This window comes from Streptomyces sp. NPDC005492, assembly GCF_040605995.1.
GTDB lineage: Bacteria > Actinomycetota > Actinomycetes > Streptomycetales > Streptomycetaceae > Streptomyces.
Genome location: NZ_JBEXDX010000001.1, coordinates 326,227 through 346,339 on the forward strand (window position 1 = coordinate 326,227; position 20,113 = coordinate 346,339).

Below are 20,113 nucleotides of genomic sequence, written 5' to 3' on the forward strand. Positions count from 1 at the left end.
TCTCGCCCCTGCGTGCATAAAGGGGGTAAAACGTGCCGCGCGGCTGGGTGTTCCGGTGGTGTGCGCGGGGTGGCGTGACCTCCCTCGCGCATCCTCCACGGCCGGGGTTCCGGCTGGCCGTCGGGTACTGAGGGCTGCCGTTTGCCTGACGGGGAGTGACCTAAAGGCCATCCGTGGTGTTTACTGGGCACCGGTCTGATCCCTGGTGGGTCCGGACCTTTCCGGGAGGTCCTGGGGGTGGTGCCCCGGGGCCTCTCGTTTTTGCCGGGGGTTTGTGCGGGCGTCATATGTTGCTCATCCGAGAAGAGTCCTACCGCCCGCTGCGGGCGGTACGTGGATAACCGGGATCGGTAATTGCGTGGAAAAGGCGGTGGCTTTCCCGTCATGATTACGCGCGATGTTCTGTAACAAAGCCCCACGGCAAGGGGTTTCCCGCATGATCACCATCTTCGCGATCCCCTTGGAAATGGCGACTGGCTCTTCGCTTACGGTGAGCGGTACGGTTTCTCTCGCTCAACTGTCTCCACCCGCCCGGCCTCACCACCCGGGCGCTGTCGCACCTCCCGGAGAGGGAGCAGGACCCACCACCGGAACCCCGCTGGCCAGTGGGGTTCCACAGCGTCAACGGAACAAGGGATCAGGTCAATGCGCACCGTCACCGCCGACGGCGTCATTCCGCCGTCGTGCCGCGGACCCCGCGGTATCTCACCCGTGACACATCGTCACCATCACTCTCCCCGGGGCGCGTACGCCGGGACACGCGCCACCACGGCCGCCGGAGCGGGGGAGTGAGCATGCCCTCGACCGTCGTCATCCCCCGGCCGGCCGACCTTCTCCTCGGCCATGAGAACAAGCCTGAGGGAAGCTTCCTGCACCGCCTGAAGGCCGAGGACTGGCCGGCGCTGCTCGCCCTGCTCCAGTCGGAGCTGGACGCCAGTGGTTTCGTCCGCGACCAGTGCCTGCCCCTGGGGCCGGAGGGCCGGGACGTCTACATCATCTGGGACGGCGTCGTACGCCAGGACCGCTTCCCGCTCGGCCGCGGGGAGCACGTGCCCACCGTCACGCGGTTCCGCGGCCGGGGCCAGCTCGTCGGCGAGGCCAAGCTGATCACGCCCGACTCCGCCGTCGTCACCAAGTGCCTGACCCCGACCGTGGCCATCCCCTGCCGCGCGCGCCATCTCAACGTCCTGCTGCGCAGGCGGCAGGACATCCAGGTCGCGCTGCTGTGCAGCCTGGAGGAGCGCAGCCGTAGCGACGAGCTCGTCTACACCATGGCCACCCGGCCGCCCGTCGAGCGGGTGAGCCGGCTGCTGGCCCACCTCGCCGACACCACGGGCGTGCCCGATCCGCGGACGGGCTGGACCGTCATCACCGGACCGGGGCAGAAGGACATCGCCGCGTCCCTCCAGATCGCCGTCTCCACGGTGGAGAACGCGGTGCGGACCCTGCGCTATCAGGGCGTCATCGAAGCCAGGTACCGCCAGTTCGTCGTCCACGACGTCGACGAGTTGCGGCACTTCCACGCCGGGAGCCCGGCATGATGGCCGGCACCGGCACGCTGGCGATCGGCACCGGCGCCGGTTCTCTCGCGCTGGGCGCCGTGTCCTTTCTGGTTATGGGGGCCCTCGGCGCCTACACCGTCGTCCACCACAGACGGGTCTTCGCCTGGACGCGCAGGATCCGGCGCAAGGACGAGACCAACACCGCGTTCGACAAGCCCTCCGAGTGGCTCGCCGACCTCTACAAGGCCCAGTGCCGCCTCGCCCAGAAGCCCTGCCGCGCCGACGACTTCGAGGACATCGCCCAGACCGGCACCATGATCAAGGGGATCGCCGACCACGTCGAGGCCATCCGCCCCGAACTGACGAAGGTCGTCGAGCGCGTCGGTGAATACGTCGCCACCGCGCTGCCCGAGCCGGGCCCGGCCGTGCGGGGAGTCCCCCTCCCGGAGCACCGCGGTCTGCTCGTCAGGGCGATGCGGCAGGAGGCCGCCCGCGACGAACTGGCGCACGCCATCATCGCGGCCCAGCAGAAGATCACCACGCAGCGGCACGGCTGACGAGGCACCGGCAGGGCGTTTCCGAGGAGGGAGCGCTCTGCCCGTTCATGTCCATCTAGTGCCCGAACCTGTTTACTTTCCGGAAATGCGGGCGTAGCCTCCGAGCGAAACCACAAGTTCGGGCACTGGACGGAGGCGAACGGACATGTACGCACCGGAGCGGCAGCAGGAGATCCTCCGGCTGGCCCGTGACGGCGGCCGGGTGGACGTGGTGTCCCTGGCCGAGGAGTTCCAGGTCACGGCGGAGACGATCCGCCGGGATCTGAAGGCTCTGGACCGCGCGGGCCTGCTCCGCCGGGTGCACGGCGGTGCCATACCGGCCGGACGGCTCGACTTCGAGCCGGATCTCGCCGAGCGCGAGTCCACGGCGGCCGACGAGAAGGACCGCATCGCCAAGGCGGCCCTCGCCGAACTGCCCCTCCATGGCACGGTGATCCTCGACGCCGGTACGACGGTGGCCCGCCTCGCGGGCATCGTCCCGCTGGAGGCCGAGCTGACCGTCGTCACCCACTCGCTGCCCATCGCGGCCCGCCTCGCGGACCACCCGGGCATGCAGCTCCACCTCGTCGGGGGGCGCGTGCGGCACCGTACGCGCGCCGCCGTGGACGCCTGGGCGCTGCGGGCGTACGGCGAGATCCGCGCGGATGTCGTGTTCGTGGCGGCCAACGGCTTCTCCGCCCAGCACGGGCTGACCACGCCCGACCTCGCCGAGGCCGCGGTCAAGCACGCGGCGATGGGCGCCGCCCGCCGGGTGGTGCTGCTCGCCGACTCCGCCAAGCACGGCCAGGAGCACTTCGCCCGCTTCGGTGCCCTGAGTGATGTGGACCTCCTGATCACCGACACCGGGCTGAGCCCAGAAGACGCCACCGCCATGGAGCGCGGCGGCATGGAAGTAGTGCGCGCATGATCCTCACGGTCACCCCGAACCCGTCCCTCGACCGCACCTACGAGGTGCCCGCCCTGGAGCGCGGTGAGGTCATACGGGCCACCGGCGAGCGCATGGACCCGGGCGGCAAGGGTGTCAACGTCTCGCGCGCCGTCGCCGCCGCCGGGCAGCGCACAGTCGCCGTGCTGCCCCTGGGGGGCGCACCGGGCGCGCTGGTCGCGGACCTGCTCGACGCGCAGGGCATCGAGGTCGCGCCGGTCCCGGTCGCCGGGGCCACCCGCTCGAACATCGCCCTGGCCGAGGCGGACGGCGTCCTCACGAAGATCAATGCCCCCGGCCCCGAACTGACCGCCGCCGAACAGGAGTTGCTCCTGGAGACGGTCCGGCGGCAGTCCCGCGACGCCGACTGGATCGCCTGCTGCGGCAGCCTCCCGCGCGGCCTCGCGCCGTCCTGGTACGCCGAGTTGGTCGCCCGCGCGCACGCCGCCGGCGTCCGTATCGCGCTGGACACCTCCGGCCCCGCGCTCATCGAGGCCCTGCGCGAGCGCCCCGACGTCGTCAAGCCGAACGCCGAGGAACTCGCGGAGGCCGTCTCCCGCCCCCTGTCCACCGTCGGCGACGCGGTCAAGGCCGCCGAGGAACTCCGCGAGCTGGGCGCGGGCGCCGTCCTCGCGAGCCTCGGCGCCGACGGGCAGTTGCTGGTGGACGCTTCGGGTGCCTGGTACGGCAGCGCGCGCGTCGACGCCGTACGCAGCAATGTCGGCGCGGGCGACTCCTCGCTGGCCGGCTTCCTGATCGCCGGCGGCAGCGGCCCGGAGGCCCTCGCCTCGGCCGTCGCCCACGGCGCCGCGGCCGTCCAGCTCCCGGGCAGCGTGATGCCCACCCCTGCGGACCTGGACCCGGCCGCGGTGACGGTCACGGCCGACGTCCCGGTGGACCTCGTACTGACGGAGCCGGTGGCATGAACGTTTCTACGGCGACGACGGCCACGGCCGATTCCGCTACGACCCTTCCGGCACCCCTTCAACCGGCCCTGAAGCGGCGACACTCCCCGTTACTCGCCGCGACCCGGGGGAGGCGGGGTCTCCCCGGCCCCGCCTCCGCCACCACCCGCACCACCGCGACACCCCGCTGTACCCCCGTCCCCACCCCCGCCCACGGCAGTTCCCGGGCGATACGCGTGCGAAGGAGCCCGCGATGAGCGAGATGATCACCGCGGACCTGGTCGACCTCGACCTGTCCGCCGATACCAAAGAGGCGGCGGCGCGTGCCCTCGCCGAGCGCATGGTCGCCCAGGGCCGGGTCACCGACCTCGACGGCTTCCTCGCCGACGTGGCGGCCCGCGAGGCGCAGATGCCGACCGGCCTCGACGGCGGCATCGGCATTCCGCACTGCCGCAGCGAGTACGTCACCGAGCCGTCGCTCGCCTTCGGACGCAGCGCCGAGGGTGTCGACTTCGGCGCCCCCGACGGCCCCGCCGACCTGATCTTCCTGATCGCCGCGCCCGCCGGGGCCGACGACGCCCATCTGACGATCCTGTCGTCGCTGGCCCGGCAGCTCATGAACACCGAGTTCACGTCCGCGCTGCGGTCGGCGGGCGACGCGGAGTCGGCGGCCGCGCTGATCCGCGGGGACGAGCCCGAGTCCGAGGCCGCGGGCACCACAGACTCCGTGGCGACGTCGGCGGCGGCCTCCGCCGACGCCGCCACGGGCACCACGACACCGGCACCGGAGTCCGACGACGACCGCCCGTTCCGTATCGTCGCCGTCACCTCCTGCCCGACCGGTATCGCGCACACCTACATGGCGGCCGAGTCGCTGGAGAACGCCGGCCGGGACGCGGGCGTCGAAGTCGTCGTCGAGCCGCAGGGCTCGGCCGGTTTCACCCGGCTCGACCCGGCGGTGATCGCGGCGGCGGACGGCGTGATCTTCGCCCATGACGTGCCCGTACGGGAGAAGGACCGCTTCGCCGGCAAGCCGACCGTCGACGTCGGCGTCAAGGCGGGCATCAACCGCCCCGCCGAGCTGATCACCGAGGTCCGCGGCAAGGCGGAACGGGGTGAGGTGACGGCCGGTTCGGGCGCCGCGACCCCCGTCGAGCGCGGCGGCGAGCCGGGCGAGGGCTACGGCTCCAAGCTGCGCAAGTGGCTGATGTCCGGCGTCAGTTACATGGTCCCGTTCGTCGCGGCGGGCGGTCTGCTGATCGCCCTCGGCTTCGCGATCGGCGGCTACGAGATCAAGTCCGCGCCCTCGGTCATGCAGCACTTCGTGTGGACGCAGACCGACAGTTGGGCCGCGCTGATGTTCCAGATCGGCGCCGTCGCCTTCGGCTTCCTGGTCCCGGTGCTGGCCGGTTACATCGCCTACGGCATGGCGGACCGGCCCGGTCTGGTGCCCGGCTTCGTCGGCGGCATGATCGCCTCCACCATCAACGCCGGCTTCCTCGGCGGCCTCGCGGCCGGTCTGATCGCCGGTGGTGTGGTGCTGGCGATCCAGAAGGTGAAGATCCCCAAGGCGGTCCGCGGGATCATGCCCGTGGTGGTGATCCCGCTGATCTCCACGGCGATCGTCGGGTTCCTGATGTTCGTGGTCATCGGCAAGCCCATCGCCTCCGCGCAGAAGGGCATGACCGACTGGCTGAACGGCCTCAGCGGCTCGAACGCCATCCTGCTGGGCGCCCTGCTCGGCCTGATGATGTGCTTCGACCTCGGCGGCCCGGTCAACAAGGTCGCGTACACCTTCGCCACGGCCGGTATCGCGGTCTCCAGCCCCAGCGACTCGGCGATGAAGATCATGGCCGCGGTCATGGCGGCTGGTATGGTCCCGCCGCTGGCGATGGCCCTGGCCACCACCGTGCGCGGCAAGCTCTTCACCGAGACCGAGCGCGAGAACGGCAAGGCCGCCTGGGTGCTGGGCGCCTCCTTCATCTCCGAGGGCGCGATCCCGTTCGCGGCGGCGGACCCGCTGCGCGTCATCCCGTCCTCGATGGTGGGCGGCGCGATCACCGGTGCCCTGTCGATGGCCTTCGGCGCCACCCTGCGCGCCCCGCACGGCGGCATCTTCGTGGTCCCGCTGATCGGCAACGCGTTCCTCTACCTGATCGCCATCGCGGCCGGCATGTGCGTCACGGCAAGCCTGGTCGTCGTACTGAAGGGCATGCGCAAGCAAGCCGGCGGCACGGCCGCCGGGACGCCGGACGGCATAGCGGCGCCGACGGCGGACGCGAAGCAACCGGTCGCCGTCTAGCCGCTTTTGGACCGCTGTGAGGTGTTCACGGCAACTGCGAGATACATCACGGTCCGGGACCACAGTCCCGGACCGTGGTGTCTACTGGAACGTATGCCTGAGCACGTCTCGATCCTCCAGTTGACCGGTGTGGCCGTTCTCGCCCTGGCGACTGTCGCCTGGGTGTTCGGCCTGACGCGCATCCTGCGCCGCTCCCTCGCGGAGCCCACCGTGTGGCACGCGGCCCACCCGCTGTACGGCCTTCCGAACCAGCGCGCCACCGCTCCCCACCTGGAGTCCGTCGACCTGACCCCGGCCGAGCGCGACGCCTTCGCGGGTCTGGTACGACAGCTCAGCGACGGGCGTTGAGGCGGCGGCCCGAGGGTCGGCCCTAGGAGACCTGCGCCGCCCGCCGCTCCATCGCGTCGCGGGCCGCGTCCTCGTCCGCGTACACCTCGCACATGTGCCGGCCGTCGGGTGTCGCCGTGTGCTCGACCTCCCACAGGGAGATCTCCGCGCCGTCGCGCAGCAGGAACGCGTGCTCGTAGAGCGAGAAGCACAGCGCGGGGCGGCCCGCTCGGTAGGGGCGGCCGAAGGCCTGGGTGATCTGGTGCGCGAAGGCCGTTGCCAGCAGCGCGGCGGTCTCGTCGTCCGGCCGGTCCGGGTTCTCCGCCCGGCGCAGTAAACGGCGCGCGTGGTCGGCCGAGTGGTCCGCCAGATACGCGTGCCGGGGCTCGGGGACCATCGACAGGTGCACCAGCACCGGCAGTTCGAAGTCCGGCGCGTCCGGCGGCAGCGGCAGGCGCGCGGTCGCGGCCCGCACCTCCTCCTCGTCGACATACACCTCGTGCTGCGCCTCACGGCCGAGCACGGTGTTGTGGACGAGCTCCCACAGGGTCAGGGCCGAGCCGTCGGCGAGCAGCCAGGTGTGCCGGTACGTCTCGCGATGCAGGCCCGCGCTATGGTGCGCGGAGTGCAGTGAACTGTCGTGCGCCAGCGCGCAGTCGAGACGCCGTATCGTCTCGTCCGGCAGCTCGAAGGAGTTCAGGGCACGACCGAGGAGCCGCGCGAGGTGCTCCTCCGGAGACTCGGGCGACTCGGGTGGTTCGTACGCTGCCATGTCGTACGGAACGCTCAAGGCTTCTCCCGGCGTTGCTGCATGTCACCTTGTGGGTGCATACCGTAGCCCCTCGGTCGGACATCATGTCCGGGAACCGAGAAAACGTCTGCCCGCAAAACGCGCGGGCCGCGCGAGATGTTCCCGCGCGGCCCGAAGATCCGTCAAAACCCGCCGGTCAGGCGGCACTTCCGGCGGTCCACTCGCTCCACGCCATGTTCCAGCCGTTGAGCCCGTTGTCCGGGGCGACCGTCTTGTCGGGGGAGTTCTTCACGATCACGACGTCCCCGATGAGGGAGTTGTCGTAGAACCACTTGGCGTTCGTGGCGCCCTGCGCGCCCTGTACGTCCGCGAGCCCGACGCAGCCGTGGCTGGTGCCGGTCTGCCCGAAGGGCGGGTTCGACCTGCTGTACCAGTAGTTGCCGTGGATGAACGTCCCCGACGAGGTCAGGCGCATCGCGTGCGGCACGTCCGGGATGTCGTACTCGCCGCCCAGGCCGACCGTCTGGCTGTTCATCCGGGTCTGGGTGAACTTCTCGGAGATCACCATCTGCCCGTTGTACGTGGTGTGTTCGGGGCTGCCCGAGGAGATCGGCAGCGACTTGAGGGTCTGCCCGTCCCGTACGACCGTCATGGTCTGCGTGTTGACGTCGACCGTGGAGACCTGCGAACGGCCGATGGTGAAGGTCACCGTCTTCTTCTGCACGCCGTAGACGCCGTTCGCGCCCTCCACGCCGTCCAGGTCGATCTTCATCGTGACCTTGGAACCGGCCTTCCAGTAGTCCTGGGGCCGGAAGTCGAGCCGCTGCGCCCCGAACCAGTGCCCCACGACCTGCTGCCCGCTGCTGGACGTGACCGTGATGTGCGACTGCACGGACTTCTGGTCGCTGATCGCCTTGTCGAAGTTGAACGACACCGGCATCCCGACACCGACCGTCGTCCCGTTGTCCGGCGTGTACGTCCCGATGAAGCTGTTGCTCGAACTGACCGTGGTGAAGATGGAGTTGGCGGCGGAGGTCTTGCCGCTGGAGTCCTTCGCGGTGGCTGATATCTGGTACTTCGTACCGCGCTCCAACTGCTCCTTCGGCTTCCAGCTCGCGCCGTTCGCGGAGATCACGCCGTCCACGGCCTGCCCCGACCCCGCGACCGTCATCTTCACGTCCGTCAGCGTGCCGTCGCTGACCTGCACGCCGGTGGCGTTGATGGACGCGTTCGTCGAACCGTCCTTCGCCGAGATGACGATCTTCGCGGTAGACGTCTTGGCGGACGTCCCGCCGCCGCCCTTGCTGTTGGTGTCGGTGTCCGCGCTGGCGTTGCCGCCGCACGCGCTGAGGGTGAGGGTGCCGACCACCAGGGCGGCGATGGCCCCCAGTACGCGCCGCGCTGCTATGTCCGGCGTTGTCACGGGCTGCTCCAGGTTCGTGTGGTGTGCGTGATCCGCTGCGATGCGTGGACAAAGAGGGGCCACACCCCCGCACGGGTTCCCGCCGTTCCCCACGAAGGCCATCCGGTGACAGAACCGCGACAAACACAGGGTGCCTACCGCCTCCCGTACAACTCCTCGTACGACGGCCACGCCCCGCCCGGCCCGTCCACCGACTCGGCGGCCCGCACCGCGCGCACGATCGCGCGGGTCACCATGTCCGCGCCGGCCGCGAGGACGTCGTTGAGGGCGAGGGGGTTTTCGGCGTCGAGCGGACGGGCTCCGGTGGCGAGGGCGAACACCGTGTCCCCGTCGTGCAGCAGATGCACCGGCCGTACGGCGCGCGCGATGCCGTCGTGTGCCGTGCCGGCCAGCTTCTGCGCCTGCGCCTTGCTGAGTTCGGCGTCCGTGGCGACCACCGCGAGCGTGGTGTTCAGCGGCGGAGGCGCGTTCTTCGCGGCGGTCTCGGCGAGACGCCGACACGCGGCCTCGTGAACACGCGCTTCCGGATAGGTGACGCGCCCCTGGAACAACTCCCCGTACAGGACGCCCGTTTCGGGATCCATCACCGACCCCGCCGCGTTGGCCACCACCAGCGCGGCCACCGTGATCCCGGACTCCAGCACGATGCTCGCGGTCCCGACCCCTCCCTTCATCGCCCCGACCACGGCGCCCGTACCGGCACCCACGCACCCCTCGCGCACCCGCACCCCGGGCCCGCTGATCGCGGCCGCCTCGACCGCGGCCCGCCCGGTGGCCGCGTCCGGCCTGGCCCTGAAGTCGCCGCCCCGCCCCAGATCGAAGACACAGGCCGCGGGCACCACCGGCACGACATGCAGTGGATCCACCCCGACCCGCACCCCGCGCCCCTGCTCCTCCAGCCAGCCCATCACCCCGGACGCGGAATCAAGCCCGTACGCGCTACCACCGGTCAGCACGATCGCCTCGACCTTCTGCACCAGGTTGCGCGGGTCAAGCGCGTCGGTCTCCTTGGTCCCGGGCCCGCCGCCCCGCACATCCACGGCAGCCACGGCCCCACCCTCGGGCGCGAGCACAACGGTGGTACCGGTAAGCCACCCACCCCCCGACCGCGTCGCATGCCCCACCCGCACCCCGGCCACGTCCGTCAACGCGTCAACTGTCATGGGGTTCAGTCTTGCCCAAGGCGGGGCGGATCCGGGGGCGGTCGGCTCGGTGTTCATCGTCAGCTCGCCGGCGCCGTCGCCTCTTCCCTGCGCTTCCCGGCTGCCGTCCGCGCTGTGAGTGCCACTCCGGCCGCGACCGTCAGCGCCGACACCAGGCCCGCCGCGAGTACCGCCCAGGAGCCCGCGAACGTGCAGCAGATCACCAGCAACGCGGCCAGTGGAAGGACCAGTTGCTGGGTGATGCCCACCTTGTAGTGGCGGGCGTGCAGGGCCCAGACGCTGAGCAGGTACAGGGCCGTCGGCAGGGTCACCGCGGCGGAGGCGGACAGGGTGGAGATGTGTGCCTTGCCGACCGCCTGAGTGACCGCCACCTCCAGGCCGGCGCCGATCATGGCCGCCGAGGCGAAGATCAGGTAGTGGCCGTAGCCCCACAGGAACGCCTGCTGGTTGGAGCGAAGGTGTCCGTGGATCGGCACCACGAAGTAGATCCACCACGCGGCGAACACGATCAGCAGCCCGCCCGCCGCGATGGGCAGCAGCTCGCCCAGCGCGTCGTGCTCGTCCACCCCCGACTTCACGGCGACCGTGGCCGCCGCGATCGTCTCGCCCAGCACGATGATCGTGAACAGCCCGTACCGCTCGGAGATGTGGTGCGGATGCCACGGCGTAGGGAAGTTTTTCTCCGCGAAGCGCGGCACGCACAGCTCGGCGATCACCATCACGAGGAACACCCAGCCCCGGGCCGGTTCCGGCAGGACGACCAGACCCGTCCAGCCGATCATGCAGAGCAGCACGCCGCCCGCGTACCGCAATGCCATCGTCCGCTCCGGCCCGGTGGCGCCCCGTGCCGCCCGCAGCCACTGCGTGGCCATCGCCAGCCGCATGATCAGGTAGCCGAGCCAGACCACCAGGTAGTCGTGTTGCTCGAAGGCTCGCGCGACCCCGGCCGCGAGGACCAGGACGCCGGCGATCTGCACCAGCGTGACGATCCGGTACAGCACGTCGTCGTTGTCGTACGCCGAGGCGAACCAGGAGAAGTTCATCCAGGCCCACCAGATCGAGAAGAACTGCATCGCGTAGTTGAGGATGCCCCCACCCGCATGGCCCTCGGCGACGGCGTGCGCCAGTTGGATGCCCGCCTGCGCGATGGCCACGACGAAGCACAGGTCGAAGAAGAGCTCCAGGGGCGAGGCGACCCGGTGCGGCTCGTCCCGGCCGCGGGCGGTGAGTGGACGCAGGGGTCTTTGAATCTCGGACGTCATGAGGCCAAGCACAGCAGATGACGTCCACCGGGGGCCGTACCCTGGAGGCATGAGTACCGCCCCCGCCCCCGAGCCGCGCGATCCGAAGCCCGCGCTGGTTTTCGACGATCCGTTGAGCCGGCCCTCCTCGGACGACACGGATCGCGGGTGGGGCGAGCGGGCCGAGGGCGACGGCACCGCCGATCTCAGGCGCTTCCTCGACGAGAAGCCGCCCCACCACATCTGAGCCGTCGGCTACTGCTCCCGGTGCCCGTCGCCGCGCTGTGCGACGAGCGCGTCGCGGATCTCCTTGAGCACCTCCAGCTCGGTGATCTCGATCACCTCGTGCGTGCCCTCCCTGGCCCTGCGCTGGGCTTCCACCCGGGCCAGGTACTTCGCCATCGGCAGCACCATCAGGAAGTAGACGACCGCCGCGGTGATCACGAAGCTGAGGGTGGCTCCCAGGACCGAGCCCCACATCAACTGGATGCCCTTCTCGCCCGAGCAGGAGCTGCTCAGACACGAGCTGTAGGTGTCCAGGTTCTGTGTACCGATCGCGCCGACGACCGGGTTGATGAGCCCCTTCACCACCGAGTTGACGATGTTCGTGAAGGCGGCGCCGATGACCACCGCGACTGCCAGGTCGACGACGTTCCCGCGCATCAGGAAGGTCTTGAAGCCCTGCCAGACGCCCGGTTCCTTCTTCTTCTCGCTCAACTCGGAGCCTCTTCTCGCACGCGCACGGTGTGGAACGAACAGCTCCGCAACCTACGTCAACGCACGGCCATCCTGTCCAATTCAGTAACTCGATCGAGCGACTTGACACGAATTCGCACAGGCGGCTGAGGGCGCGGCTCACGATACGGAGAGCACGGTTCACCACATCGTCACCGCCAGCCGCGCCGTAGCACCCGCACCGGCCAGCCGCGCCGCCGTCGCGCGCGGCACCGAGAGCACCACCAACGCGCCGCCACCGTCCGCCTCCTGGAGTGGCTCGGGCACCTTCGCCACCCGCGCCCCGCGCGCGACCACCCGGGCGTCACCGCCCGCCGCCGACTCCTCTGCGGCGATCACATCGACCCGGTCGCCGGACCGCAGCAGCCTGACCGTGCCGGCGTCGGCGATCCGCACCGGCGCCGACACCCACTCGACCGCCCGGCGCTGCCGTACCGGATCGGCCACCGGGTGCCCTCGGGGCCGCTCGCTGTGCCGCGCCTCCACCGCCTCGCGCGGGCCCGCCGCCACGAGGGCGGCCGCGGTCACCGCGAGCCCGGCCGCCACGGCCCGCCTGCGGTGCCGTAGCAACCGGCGCAGTTGATACCACCCGCCGCGCACCCGCACGGGCGCGAAGTGCGGCACCTCGCACGTGGCCGGAGCGTCGGTGCCCAACGGGCGCGGAAAGGGAGGGGGAGCGAGGGACATGTGGACCACCACCTGCGACGAGGGATCGGCTTGCGGTCCCACGATGAGGCACCGCGCCGCCGCCCGCCGAAGCCCGTGCGCTACCCGCCGGTTGTGGACAACTCCCTCACCCGAACGGGACGTTCCGCGCCCTGGAAGCCTCCCGGCTCCCTCCGCTACGGCAGTTCGAAGCCCGGATCCATCCCGCCCAGCGCGTTCACGCACAGGCAGTCCCGTGCCCCGCTCTCCGGCAGCGCGGCCACCGCGTCGAACAGCACGCCCCGCAGCCGGTCCACGTTCGCCGCGAACACCCGCAGCACCTCGTCGTGGGAGACGCCCTCGCCGGTCTCGACGCCCGCATCCAGGTCGGTGACCAGGGTCAACGAGGAGTAGCAGAGCTCCAGTTCACGGGCGAGCGCGGCCTCGGGATGGCCGGTCATGCCGACCACCGACCAGCCCTGCGCCCGGTGCCACAGGGACTCGGCGCGAGTCGAGAAGCGCGGGCCCTCGATCACCACGAGCGTGCCGCCGTCGACCGCCTCCCAGTCCCGCCCCTGCGCCGCCTTCAGCGAGGCCGCCCGGCCGGTCGGGCAGTAGGGGTCGGCCAGGGACACATGCACCACGTTCGGCACCCGGCCGTCGGGCAGCGGCAGCCCGTCGAAGTACGACCCCGCCCGGGACTTCGTACGGTCCACCAGTTGGTCCGGCACCAGCAGCGTGCCCGGCCCGTACTCGGGGCGCAGCCCGCCCACCGCGCACGGGCCGAGGACCTGGCGGACCCCGACGGAGCGCAACGCCCAGAGGTTGGCGCGGTAGTTGATGCGGTGCGGCGGCAGATGGTGGCCGCGTCCGTGCCGGGGCAGGAAGGCAACCCGCCGGCCGGCGATCTCGCCGAGGAAGAGGGAGTCGCTGGGTGGCCCGTAGGGGGTGTCGACCTGGACCTCGGTCACGTCGTCGAGGAACGAGTAGAAGCCGGAGCCGCCGATTACGCCGATCTCTGCGTTCGCCATGACCAGCACCCTAGCCGCCGCCGGGAAGCCCGCAGGAGGCGGCTCCGGAAACGCCGAGGACCCTGTCGTCGACGACGACAGGGTCCCGCGACGAAGAGTCCTACGCGGCGGAGCTGCTGCTGGACGAGGAGCCCGAGCTCGACGACTTCGACTTCGCGTCCGAGGACGAGGAAGCGGTCGACGGGGTGGACGGCTTCGAGTCCGAGGACGTCGACGGCTTCGGGGTCGCCGGCGAGCTGCTCGACGAGGAGCCGCGGCTGTCGTTCCGGTAGAAACCGGAGCCCTTGAACACAATGCCGACCGCGGAGAACACCTTCTTCAGGCGGCCACCGCAGTTGGGGCACTCGGTCAGGGCATCGTCGGTGAACTTCTGCACCGCCTCGAGGCCCTCGCCGCACTCGGTGCACTGATACTGGTAGGTCGGCACTGTGTCTTCCTCCTGGCACTCTCACTCAATGAGTGCTAACGAGCGTCCATAGTGACGTATTCCCGGGGATCAGTCCACTGCCACCGGCACTCGGTGACCGACGCCACGTGCCACGGTGCGGTTGTGGGGCCGGGTCGCGAGGCGCGACCGCAGGGCCACCAGGGTCCCCAGGGCGAGCACCGTACCGGCCATCGGGACCAGGAAACCGGCGCCGCCCCACAGGCGGTCCTCCAGTTGTCCGGCGGCCGTGACGGCGGCGGCCTGGCCGAGGGCGACCGCGCCGGTCAGCCAGGTGAAGGCCTCGGTGCGGGCGCCGGCCGGGACGAGCCCCTCGACCAGGGTGTAGCCGGTGATCAGGGCGGGCGCGATGCACATGCCGACCAGGAGACCCAGGGCGGCCAGGAGCAGCACCGAGTGGGCGGTCCACAGGGCGGACGCGGTCAGCGCGAGCGCCGCGTAGCCGACGAGGAGACGGCGTTGCGGGGCGACCTTCCAGGCGACGGCACCGCAGACCACACCAGAGAGCATGTTGCCGGCGGCGAAGGTGCCGTACAGGACGCCGTTCAGGCCCGGTTCGCCGATCGACTCGCTGAAGGCGGCCAGGGAGACCTGCATCCCGCCGAAGACGGAACCGATGCCCAGGAAGGTCACGATCAGAACGCGCACTCCGGGGACGCCCAGTGCGGAAACGTGCTCCACGCGTGCGTGCCCGGTGGCGGTCACCCTGGGCTGGGTGCTCTTCTGCGCGGCGAACAGCAGACCGCCGACGAGGGTGAGCGCCGACTCGGTGACCAGGCCGGCGGCCGGGTGCACGGCGGTGCACAGGGCGGTCGCGAGCAACGGGCCGAAGACGAAGGTCAGTTCGTCGGTGACGGACTCGAAGGCGGCGGCGGTCGTCATGAGGGGCGAGTCCTGGAGCTTCACGCCCCAGCGGGCGCGCACCATGGGCCCGATCTGCGGCACCGAGGCGCCGGTCGGCACGGCGGCCACGAACAGCGCCCACAGGGGCGCGTGTCCGAGCGCCAGCGCCGTGAACGTCAGGCCGGACAGAGTGTGCACCAGGACGCCGGGGAGCAGGACGGCCCGCTGTCCGTGGCGGTCGGCCAGACGTCCGCTGTAGGGCGCGAACAGGGCCATGGAGACGCCGGTGACGGCCGCGGCGGCGCCCGCCACGCCGTAGGAGCCGGTGGTGTGCCGCACCAGCAGCACGATGGAGATGGTGAGCATCGCGAACGGCTGGCGTGCCGCGAAGCCGGGGAGCAGGAACGTCCAGGCGCCGCGCGTGCGCAGCAGTTGCCCATATCCAGGACGGGATCCCGAGCGGGAGGTGACCGTGGATGCCACGGCCCGTGCCTTTCTGCCGCCTGGTAGCGCGCCCTGTGCGGGAGGCGCCGAGCACTGTCCTCTTGCGCGGAACTGCGGTAGATACCGGTGCCCACGCGGGGAGGGATTCGGCCGCCATACGGTCGCGCCAGCACTGCGTCAGGCAGGGTTTGGTTCGATGCTGGTTCGATCAGAATGTGCCTTCATCGTACAGGGGATAAGTGAGAGCGGGCCTGTGAAAATGGGCACCACGCGCGCGTTCACCTGTGATTGGTGCAGGCGTGAACCGTACGAAACATGCCCTTAACGGCCGCCCCGGTTGGTGTCCGTGCCCAGCCACCCGGCCAGCTTGCCGCCGTGGCCCACCGCGCGGAGCCGCTGTTCCGCCGCGTCCCGGACGGGGTCCGTGGTGACCACGAGGAGTTCGTCGCCGCGCCGCAGGACGGTGGTGGGCAGGGGGACAAACGATTTTCCGTCGCGTACGACGAGGGTGACCGCGGCCCCGGCCGGCAGCCTCAGCTCGTTGACCTCGACGCCGTGCATCTTCGACTCCGCGGGGATCGCGACGGACAGCAGATGCCCGCGCAGCCGCTCCAGGGGCGCCGATTCGACCCCCAGGTCGGCGGCCTCCGGCCCCTCGCCCAGCTTCAGCGTGCGCGCCAGCCAGGGCAGCGTCGGACCCTGGACGAGGGTGTAGACGACGACCAGGACGAACACGATGTTGAAGATGCGGCGGCTGCCGCCGACGCCGTTCACCATGGGGATCGTCGCCAGGATGATGGGCACGGCGCCGCGCAGCCCGGCCCAGGACATGAGGGTCTGCTCCTGCCACGGCACCCGGAACGGCGTGAGGCTGACCACCACGCTGAGCGGCCGGGCCACCATCGTCAGCACCAGGCCGATGATCAGCGCCGGCCAGACGTCGTCGCCCAGTTCGTGCGGGGTGACCAGGAGGCCGAGCAGGACGAACATGCCGATCTGGGCGATCCAGCCGAGCCCGTCGGCGAAGCCGCGCGTCGCGGGCCAGTGCGGCAGCTTGGCGTTGCCGAGCATCATCGAGGCGAGATAGACCGCGAGGAAGCCGCTGCCGTGCGCCAGGGCGCCCGCGGCGTACGCGGTGACGGCTATCGCCAGGACGGCGATCGGGTAGAGGCCGGAGGCGGGCAGTGCCACATGCCGCAGCCCCCAGGAGCCGAGCCAGCCCACCGCGAGGCCGATGGCCGCGCCGATGGCCAGCTCCAGGGCTATCTCGCCCACCAGCCTGTACCAGTGCTCGACGGGGCCCGCCGTGGAGAAGGCGACGACCAGGATGACCACCGGGGCGTCGTTGAACCCGGACTCGGCCTCCAACGTGCCCGTCACGCGCGCGGGGAGGGGGATTCTCCGCAGCACGGAGAAGACCGCCGCCGCGTCCGTCGAGGACACCACCGCCCCGATGATCAGCGCCTGCCGCCACTCCAGACCGACCAGGTAGTGCGCGCCCGCGGCGGTGACGCCGACGCTCACCGCCACTCCCACCAGGGCCAGCGTCGCGGCGGCCGACAGGACCGGCTCGACCTCCTTCCACTTCGTGCCGAGGCCGCCCTCGGCCAGGATCACGACCAGGGCCGCGTACCCGATGACCTGGGTCAGCTCGGCGTTGTCGAAGTGGATGTCGCCGATGCCGTCCTGGCCCATGGCGATGCCGATCCCCAGGTACACGAGCAGGCTGGGGAGCCCGCTGCGCGAGGAGATCCGGACCGCCGCGACGGCGACGAGCAGGACGAGCGAGCAGACGAGCAGAAGCTGGTCGAGGTGGTGGACAGTCAGTGGCCTTCCCTTCCTCGGCTGACGCGCGCGTGGGGCGGCAGCACACGTACAGGGGACGCGAGGCGGCGGTGCCATGCATCCAAGTACTTCGTTACCTTACCTAACTCTTGACGCTTTCTTGACACTTCTCAAGGCAAGATCGAACGCCCGTCCGCGTCGGTACCCGACTCCGCGTCAAGTCGCTCGGAACCCTGCGCCTATGGTTGCTCCAGCGCTCAGTCAAAAGCACAGCCCGCCCTGCCGCTCGCGTTAGGACAGCAAGGACAGCGATGCCCCCCAACACCACCGCCTCATCGGGTCATAAGCCCGGCAAGTCCGGCAGGAAAAAGGGGCGCAAAGCCCGTCTATTGGTTCTCGTCCTGGTCATGGCCATCATCGGGGGCATCGCCTACGGCGCGTACTGGTCCGTCAGCACCGTCCGCGCGTCCCTGCCGCAGACCACGGGCTCGATCACGCTCGACGGCCTGTCCGGACCCGTCGACGTCAAGCGTGACAGCTACGGCATCCCGCAGATCTACGCGTCCTCCGACGCGGACCTGTTCATGGCGCAGGGCTACGTCCAGGCCCAGGACCGGTTCTACGAGATGGACGTGCGGCGGCACATGACCGCCGGGCGACTGTCGGAGATGTTCGGCAAGGGCCAGGTCAAGAACGACGAGTTCCTGCGCACCCTGGGCTGGGACCGGGTGGCCAAGAAGGAGTACGACACCACGCTGTCGGCCTCCACGAAGAAGTATCTCCAGGCCTACGCCAAGGGGGTCAACGCCTACCTCCAGGGCAAGGACGGCAAGGACATCTCCCTGGAGTACGCGGCCCTCGGCTTCACCAACGACTACAAGCCCGAGAAGTGGACCCCGGTCGACTCCGTCGCGTGGCTCAAGGCGATGGCCTGGGACCTGCGCGGCAACATGCAGGACGAGATCGACCGCGCCCTGATGACCACCCGCCTCGGCCCGAAGCAGATTTCCGACCTGTACCCGGAGTACCCGTACAGCCGCAACCAGCCGATCGTCACCGAGGGCGAGTACGACCAGTACACCAAGACCTTCGACGGCGGCGACAGCTCCAGCGGCACGTCCACGAGCGGCACCACGGGCTCCTCGTCGTCCTCGTCCGGCTCGGCCCTCACGAGCCAGCTCTCGGGCCTCTCGAACGTCCTGGACGACCTTCCGACGGCCGTTGGCGTGAACGGCCAGGGCATCGGCTCCAACTCCTGGGTCGTCGCCGGGAAGTACACCATTACCGGCAAGCCGCTCCTGGCCAACGATCCCCACCTGGAAGCCTCGCTGCCGTCCGTCTGGTACCAGATGGGCCTGCACTGCCGCGCGGTCTCCAGCAAGTGCCAGTACGACGTCACCGGCTACACCTTCGCGGGCATGCCCGGCGTCGTCATCGGCCACAACCAGAACATCGCCTGGGGCATGACCAACTCCGGGGTCGACACCACCGACCTCTACCTGGAGAAGCTCTCCGGCGACGGCTACCTGTACGACGGCACGACGAAGCCCTTCACGACCCGCACGGAGACCATCAAGGTCGCCGGCGGCACGTCCAAGAAGATCGTCGTCCGGGAGACCAACAACGGCCCACTGCTGTCCGACCGCGACGACGAACTGGTGAAGGTCGGCAAGAAGGCCGCCGTCGACACAGCGGCCCCCGATAGAGGCGACGGCTACGGCATCGCCCTGCGCTGGACCGCGGAGGACCCGGGCACCACCATGGACGCCGTCTTCGCCATGGACAAGGCGTCCGACTGGAGCGACTTCCGCGCGGCCTCCACGAAGTTCGACGTGCCCTCGCAGAACCTCGTCTACGCCGACACCAAGAACAACATCGGCTACACGCTGCCCGGCAAGATCCCCACGCGCGGGAAGGGCGACGGCTCGCTGCCGGTGCCCGGCTGGGACTCCAAGTACGACTGGACCGGCTACATTCCGCAGGCCGCTCTGCCGTACGAGTACAACCCGAAACGCGGCTACATCGTCACCGCCAACCAGGCCGTGATCGACAAGGACAAGTACCCCTACACGCTCACCACGGACTGGGGCTACGGCACCCGCAGCCAGCGCATCACCGACCTGATCCAGTCGAAGATCGACGGCGGCGGCAAGATCTCCACCGACGACATGCGGCAGATGCAGCTCGACGACAGCAGTGAGATCGCCAAGCTGCTCGTGCCCAAGCTGCTGAAGATCGACGAGTCCGACGCGGACGTGCGCGAGGCGCAGAAGCTCCTGGAGGGCTGGGACTACACCCAGGACGCCGACTCGGCGGCGGCCGCCTACTTCAACTCGGTCTGGCGCAACATCCTCAAGCTCGCCTTCGGCAACAAGCTGCCCAAGGAGCTGCGGGTCAAGGGCCAGTGCCTGCTGGTCTCGCCGGTCGACACCACCGGTCCCGCCGACGAGACCAACCAGAAGGTGCGCGAGTGCGGCGAGCGCGACGCGGACCAGGCGCAGCCGGACGGCGGCGACCGCTGGTTCGAGGTCGTGCGCACGCTCATGGACGACCCGAACAGCGACTGGTGGAAGACGCCCGCCTCGGGCACCCGTCCGGCAGCGAGCAACATGAACCAGTTGTTCAAGCGCGCCATGATCGACGCCCGCTGGGAGCTGACCGCCAAGCTCGGCAAGGACATCGACACCTGGAGCTGGGGCCGGCTGCACCGCCTGTTCCTGAAGAACCAGACCCTGGGCACCGACGGCCCCGGCATCGTCCAGTACGTCCTCAACCGCGGCCCCTGGAAGCTCAGCGGCGGCGAGGCCACGGTCAACGCGACCGGCTGGAACGCGGCCGGTGGCTACGGAGTCGTCTGGGTGCCGTCGATGCGCATGGTGGTCAACCTCGACGACTTCGACAAGTCCAAGTGGATCAACCTCACCGGGGCCTCCGGACACGCCTACAGCGCGCACTACACCGACCAGACCAGCAAGTGGGTCAACGGTGAGCTGCTGTCCTGGTCGTTCTCGGACAAGGCGGTCGACGGCAGCACGAGCGACACCCTGGTGCTGAAACCGTGAGCCGCTGACATCTGAAATGGCCCTCCA

At 70.1% G+C, this 20,113-nt stretch carries 18 protein-coding genes; 8 read left to right on the forward strand and 10 right to left on the reverse strand.

The window, feature by feature from the left end; translation table 11 throughout:
• Window positions 1-794: 794 nt before the first annotated feature.
• From ABZT04_RS01560 to ABZT04_RS01585, 6 genes are all read left to right on the forward strand, one after another.
• A complete protein-coding gene (locus ABZT04_RS01560; protein ID WP_356051597.1) occupies window positions 795-1,541 on the forward strand; it encodes a Crp/Fnr family transcriptional regulator in 747 nt (248 codons plus the stop codon).
• Entirely contained in the window at window positions 1,538-2,059 is a 522-nt protein-coding gene (locus ABZT04_RS01565) for a hypothetical protein (protein ID WP_356051599.1), read from the forward strand. Before ABZT04_RS01560 ends, ABZT04_RS01565 begins: the two co-directional genes overlap by 4 nt.
• Before the next feature lie 145 nt (window positions 2,060-2,204).
• Entirely contained in the window at window positions 2,205-2,966 is a 762-nt protein-coding gene (locus tag ABZT04_RS01570; RefSeq protein ID WP_355905380.1) for a DeoR/GlpR family DNA-binding transcription regulator, read from the forward strand.
• On the forward strand, window positions 2,963-3,910 hold the full coding sequence (gene pfkB / locus ABZT04_RS01575; RefSeq protein WP_356051601.1) for a 1-phosphofructokinase: 948 nt from the start codon (window positions 2,963-2,965) through the stop codon (window positions 3,908-3,910). Before ABZT04_RS01570 ends, pfkB begins: the two co-directional genes overlap by 4 nt.
• A 232-nt stretch (window positions 3,911-4,142) precedes the next feature.
• Window positions 4,143-6,191, forward strand: coding sequence for a fructose-specific PTS transporter subunit EIIC (locus ABZT04_RS01580; protein ID WP_356051603.1), 2,049 nt, complete (start codon window positions 4,143-4,145; stop codon window positions 6,189-6,191).
• Between the two features lie 93 nt (window positions 6,192-6,284).
• Window positions 6,285-6,539, forward strand: coding sequence for a hypothetical protein (locus ABZT04_RS01585; RefSeq protein WP_355905371.1), 255 nt, complete (start codon window positions 6,285-6,287; stop codon window positions 6,537-6,539).
• 22 nt (window positions 6,540-6,561) lie between these two features.
• Here ABZT04_RS01585 and ABZT04_RS01590 read toward each other — a convergent pair whose 3' ends face one another.
• The 4 genes from ABZT04_RS01590 to ABZT04_RS01605 form a co-directional block, all read right to left on the reverse strand.
• Window positions 6,562-7,308 (reverse strand): DUF6227 family protein, encoded by a 747-nt coding sequence (locus ABZT04_RS01590; RefSeq protein WP_356051605.1) that lies wholly within the window; start codon window positions 7,306-7,308, stop codon window positions 6,562-6,564.
• A 157-nt stretch (window positions 7,309-7,465) separates the two neighbouring features.
• Window positions 7,466-8,692: an Ig-like domain-containing protein gene (locus ABZT04_RS01595; RefSeq protein WP_356051607.1), complete on the reverse strand. Its 1,227-nt coding sequence runs from the start codon at window positions 8,690-8,692 to the stop codon at window positions 7,466-7,468.
• A gap of 134 nt (window positions 8,693-8,826) precedes the next feature.
• On the reverse strand, window positions 8,827-9,855 hold the full coding sequence (locus tag ABZT04_RS01600) for a P1 family peptidase (protein ID WP_356051609.1): 1,029 nt from the start codon (window positions 9,853-9,855) through the stop codon (window positions 8,827-8,829).
• A 59-nt stretch (window positions 9,856-9,914) separates the two neighbouring features.
• Complete coding sequence (locus ABZT04_RS01605) at window positions 9,915-11,117, reverse strand: low temperature requirement protein A (protein WP_356051612.1); 1,203 nt, start codon at window positions 11,115-11,117, stop codon at window positions 9,915-9,917.
• 49 nt (window positions 11,118-11,166) lie between these two features.
• Between ABZT04_RS01605 and ABZT04_RS01610 the strand changes: the two genes are divergently transcribed.
• On the forward strand, window positions 11,167-11,343 hold the full coding sequence (locus ABZT04_RS01610; protein WP_356051614.1) for a hypothetical protein: 177 nt from the start codon (window positions 11,167-11,169) through the stop codon (window positions 11,341-11,343).
• An 8-nt stretch (window positions 11,344-11,351) separates the two neighbouring features.
• Here ABZT04_RS01610 and mscL read toward each other — a convergent pair whose 3' ends face one another.
• From mscL to ABZT04_RS01640, 6 genes are all read right to left on the reverse strand, one after another.
• Window positions 11,352-11,813, reverse strand: coding sequence for a large conductance mechanosensitive channel protein MscL (mscL, locus tag ABZT04_RS01615; protein ID WP_356051616.1), 462 nt, complete (start codon window positions 11,811-11,813; stop codon window positions 11,352-11,354).
• A gap of 159 nt (window positions 11,814-11,972) precedes the next feature.
• A complete protein-coding gene (locus ABZT04_RS01620) occupies window positions 11,973-12,518 on the reverse strand; it encodes a hypothetical protein (RefSeq protein WP_356051618.1) in 546 nt (181 codons plus the stop codon).
• A gap of 155 nt (window positions 12,519-12,673) precedes the next feature.
• A complete protein-coding gene (locus ABZT04_RS01625; protein ID WP_356051620.1) occupies window positions 12,674-13,507 on the reverse strand; it encodes an S-methyl-5'-thioadenosine phosphorylase in 834 nt (277 codons plus the stop codon).
• A 100-nt stretch (window positions 13,508-13,607) separates the two neighbouring features.
• Window positions 13,608-13,934, reverse strand: coding sequence for an FmdB family zinc ribbon protein (locus ABZT04_RS01630; RefSeq protein WP_356051622.1), 327 nt, complete (start codon window positions 13,932-13,934; stop codon window positions 13,608-13,610).
• A 69-nt stretch (window positions 13,935-14,003) separates the two neighbouring features.
• On the reverse strand, window positions 14,004-15,278 hold the full coding sequence (locus ABZT04_RS01635) for an MFS transporter (RefSeq protein WP_356051624.1): 1,275 nt from the start codon (window positions 15,276-15,278) through the stop codon (window positions 14,004-14,006).
• 282 nt (window positions 15,279-15,560) lie between these two features.
• Entirely contained in the window at window positions 15,561-17,141 is a 1,581-nt protein-coding gene (locus ABZT04_RS01640; protein ID WP_356051626.1) for a potassium/proton antiporter, read from the reverse strand.
• Between the two features lie 194 nt (window positions 17,142-17,335).
• Here ABZT04_RS01640 and ABZT04_RS01645 point away from each other — a divergent pair, with 194 nt between their 5' ends.
• Window positions 17,336-20,086: a penicillin acylase family protein gene (locus tag ABZT04_RS01645; RefSeq protein ID WP_356051628.1), complete on the forward strand. Its 2,751-nt coding sequence runs from the start codon at window positions 17,336-17,338 to the stop codon at window positions 20,084-20,086.
• Window positions 20,087-20,113: the final 27 nt, after the last annotated feature.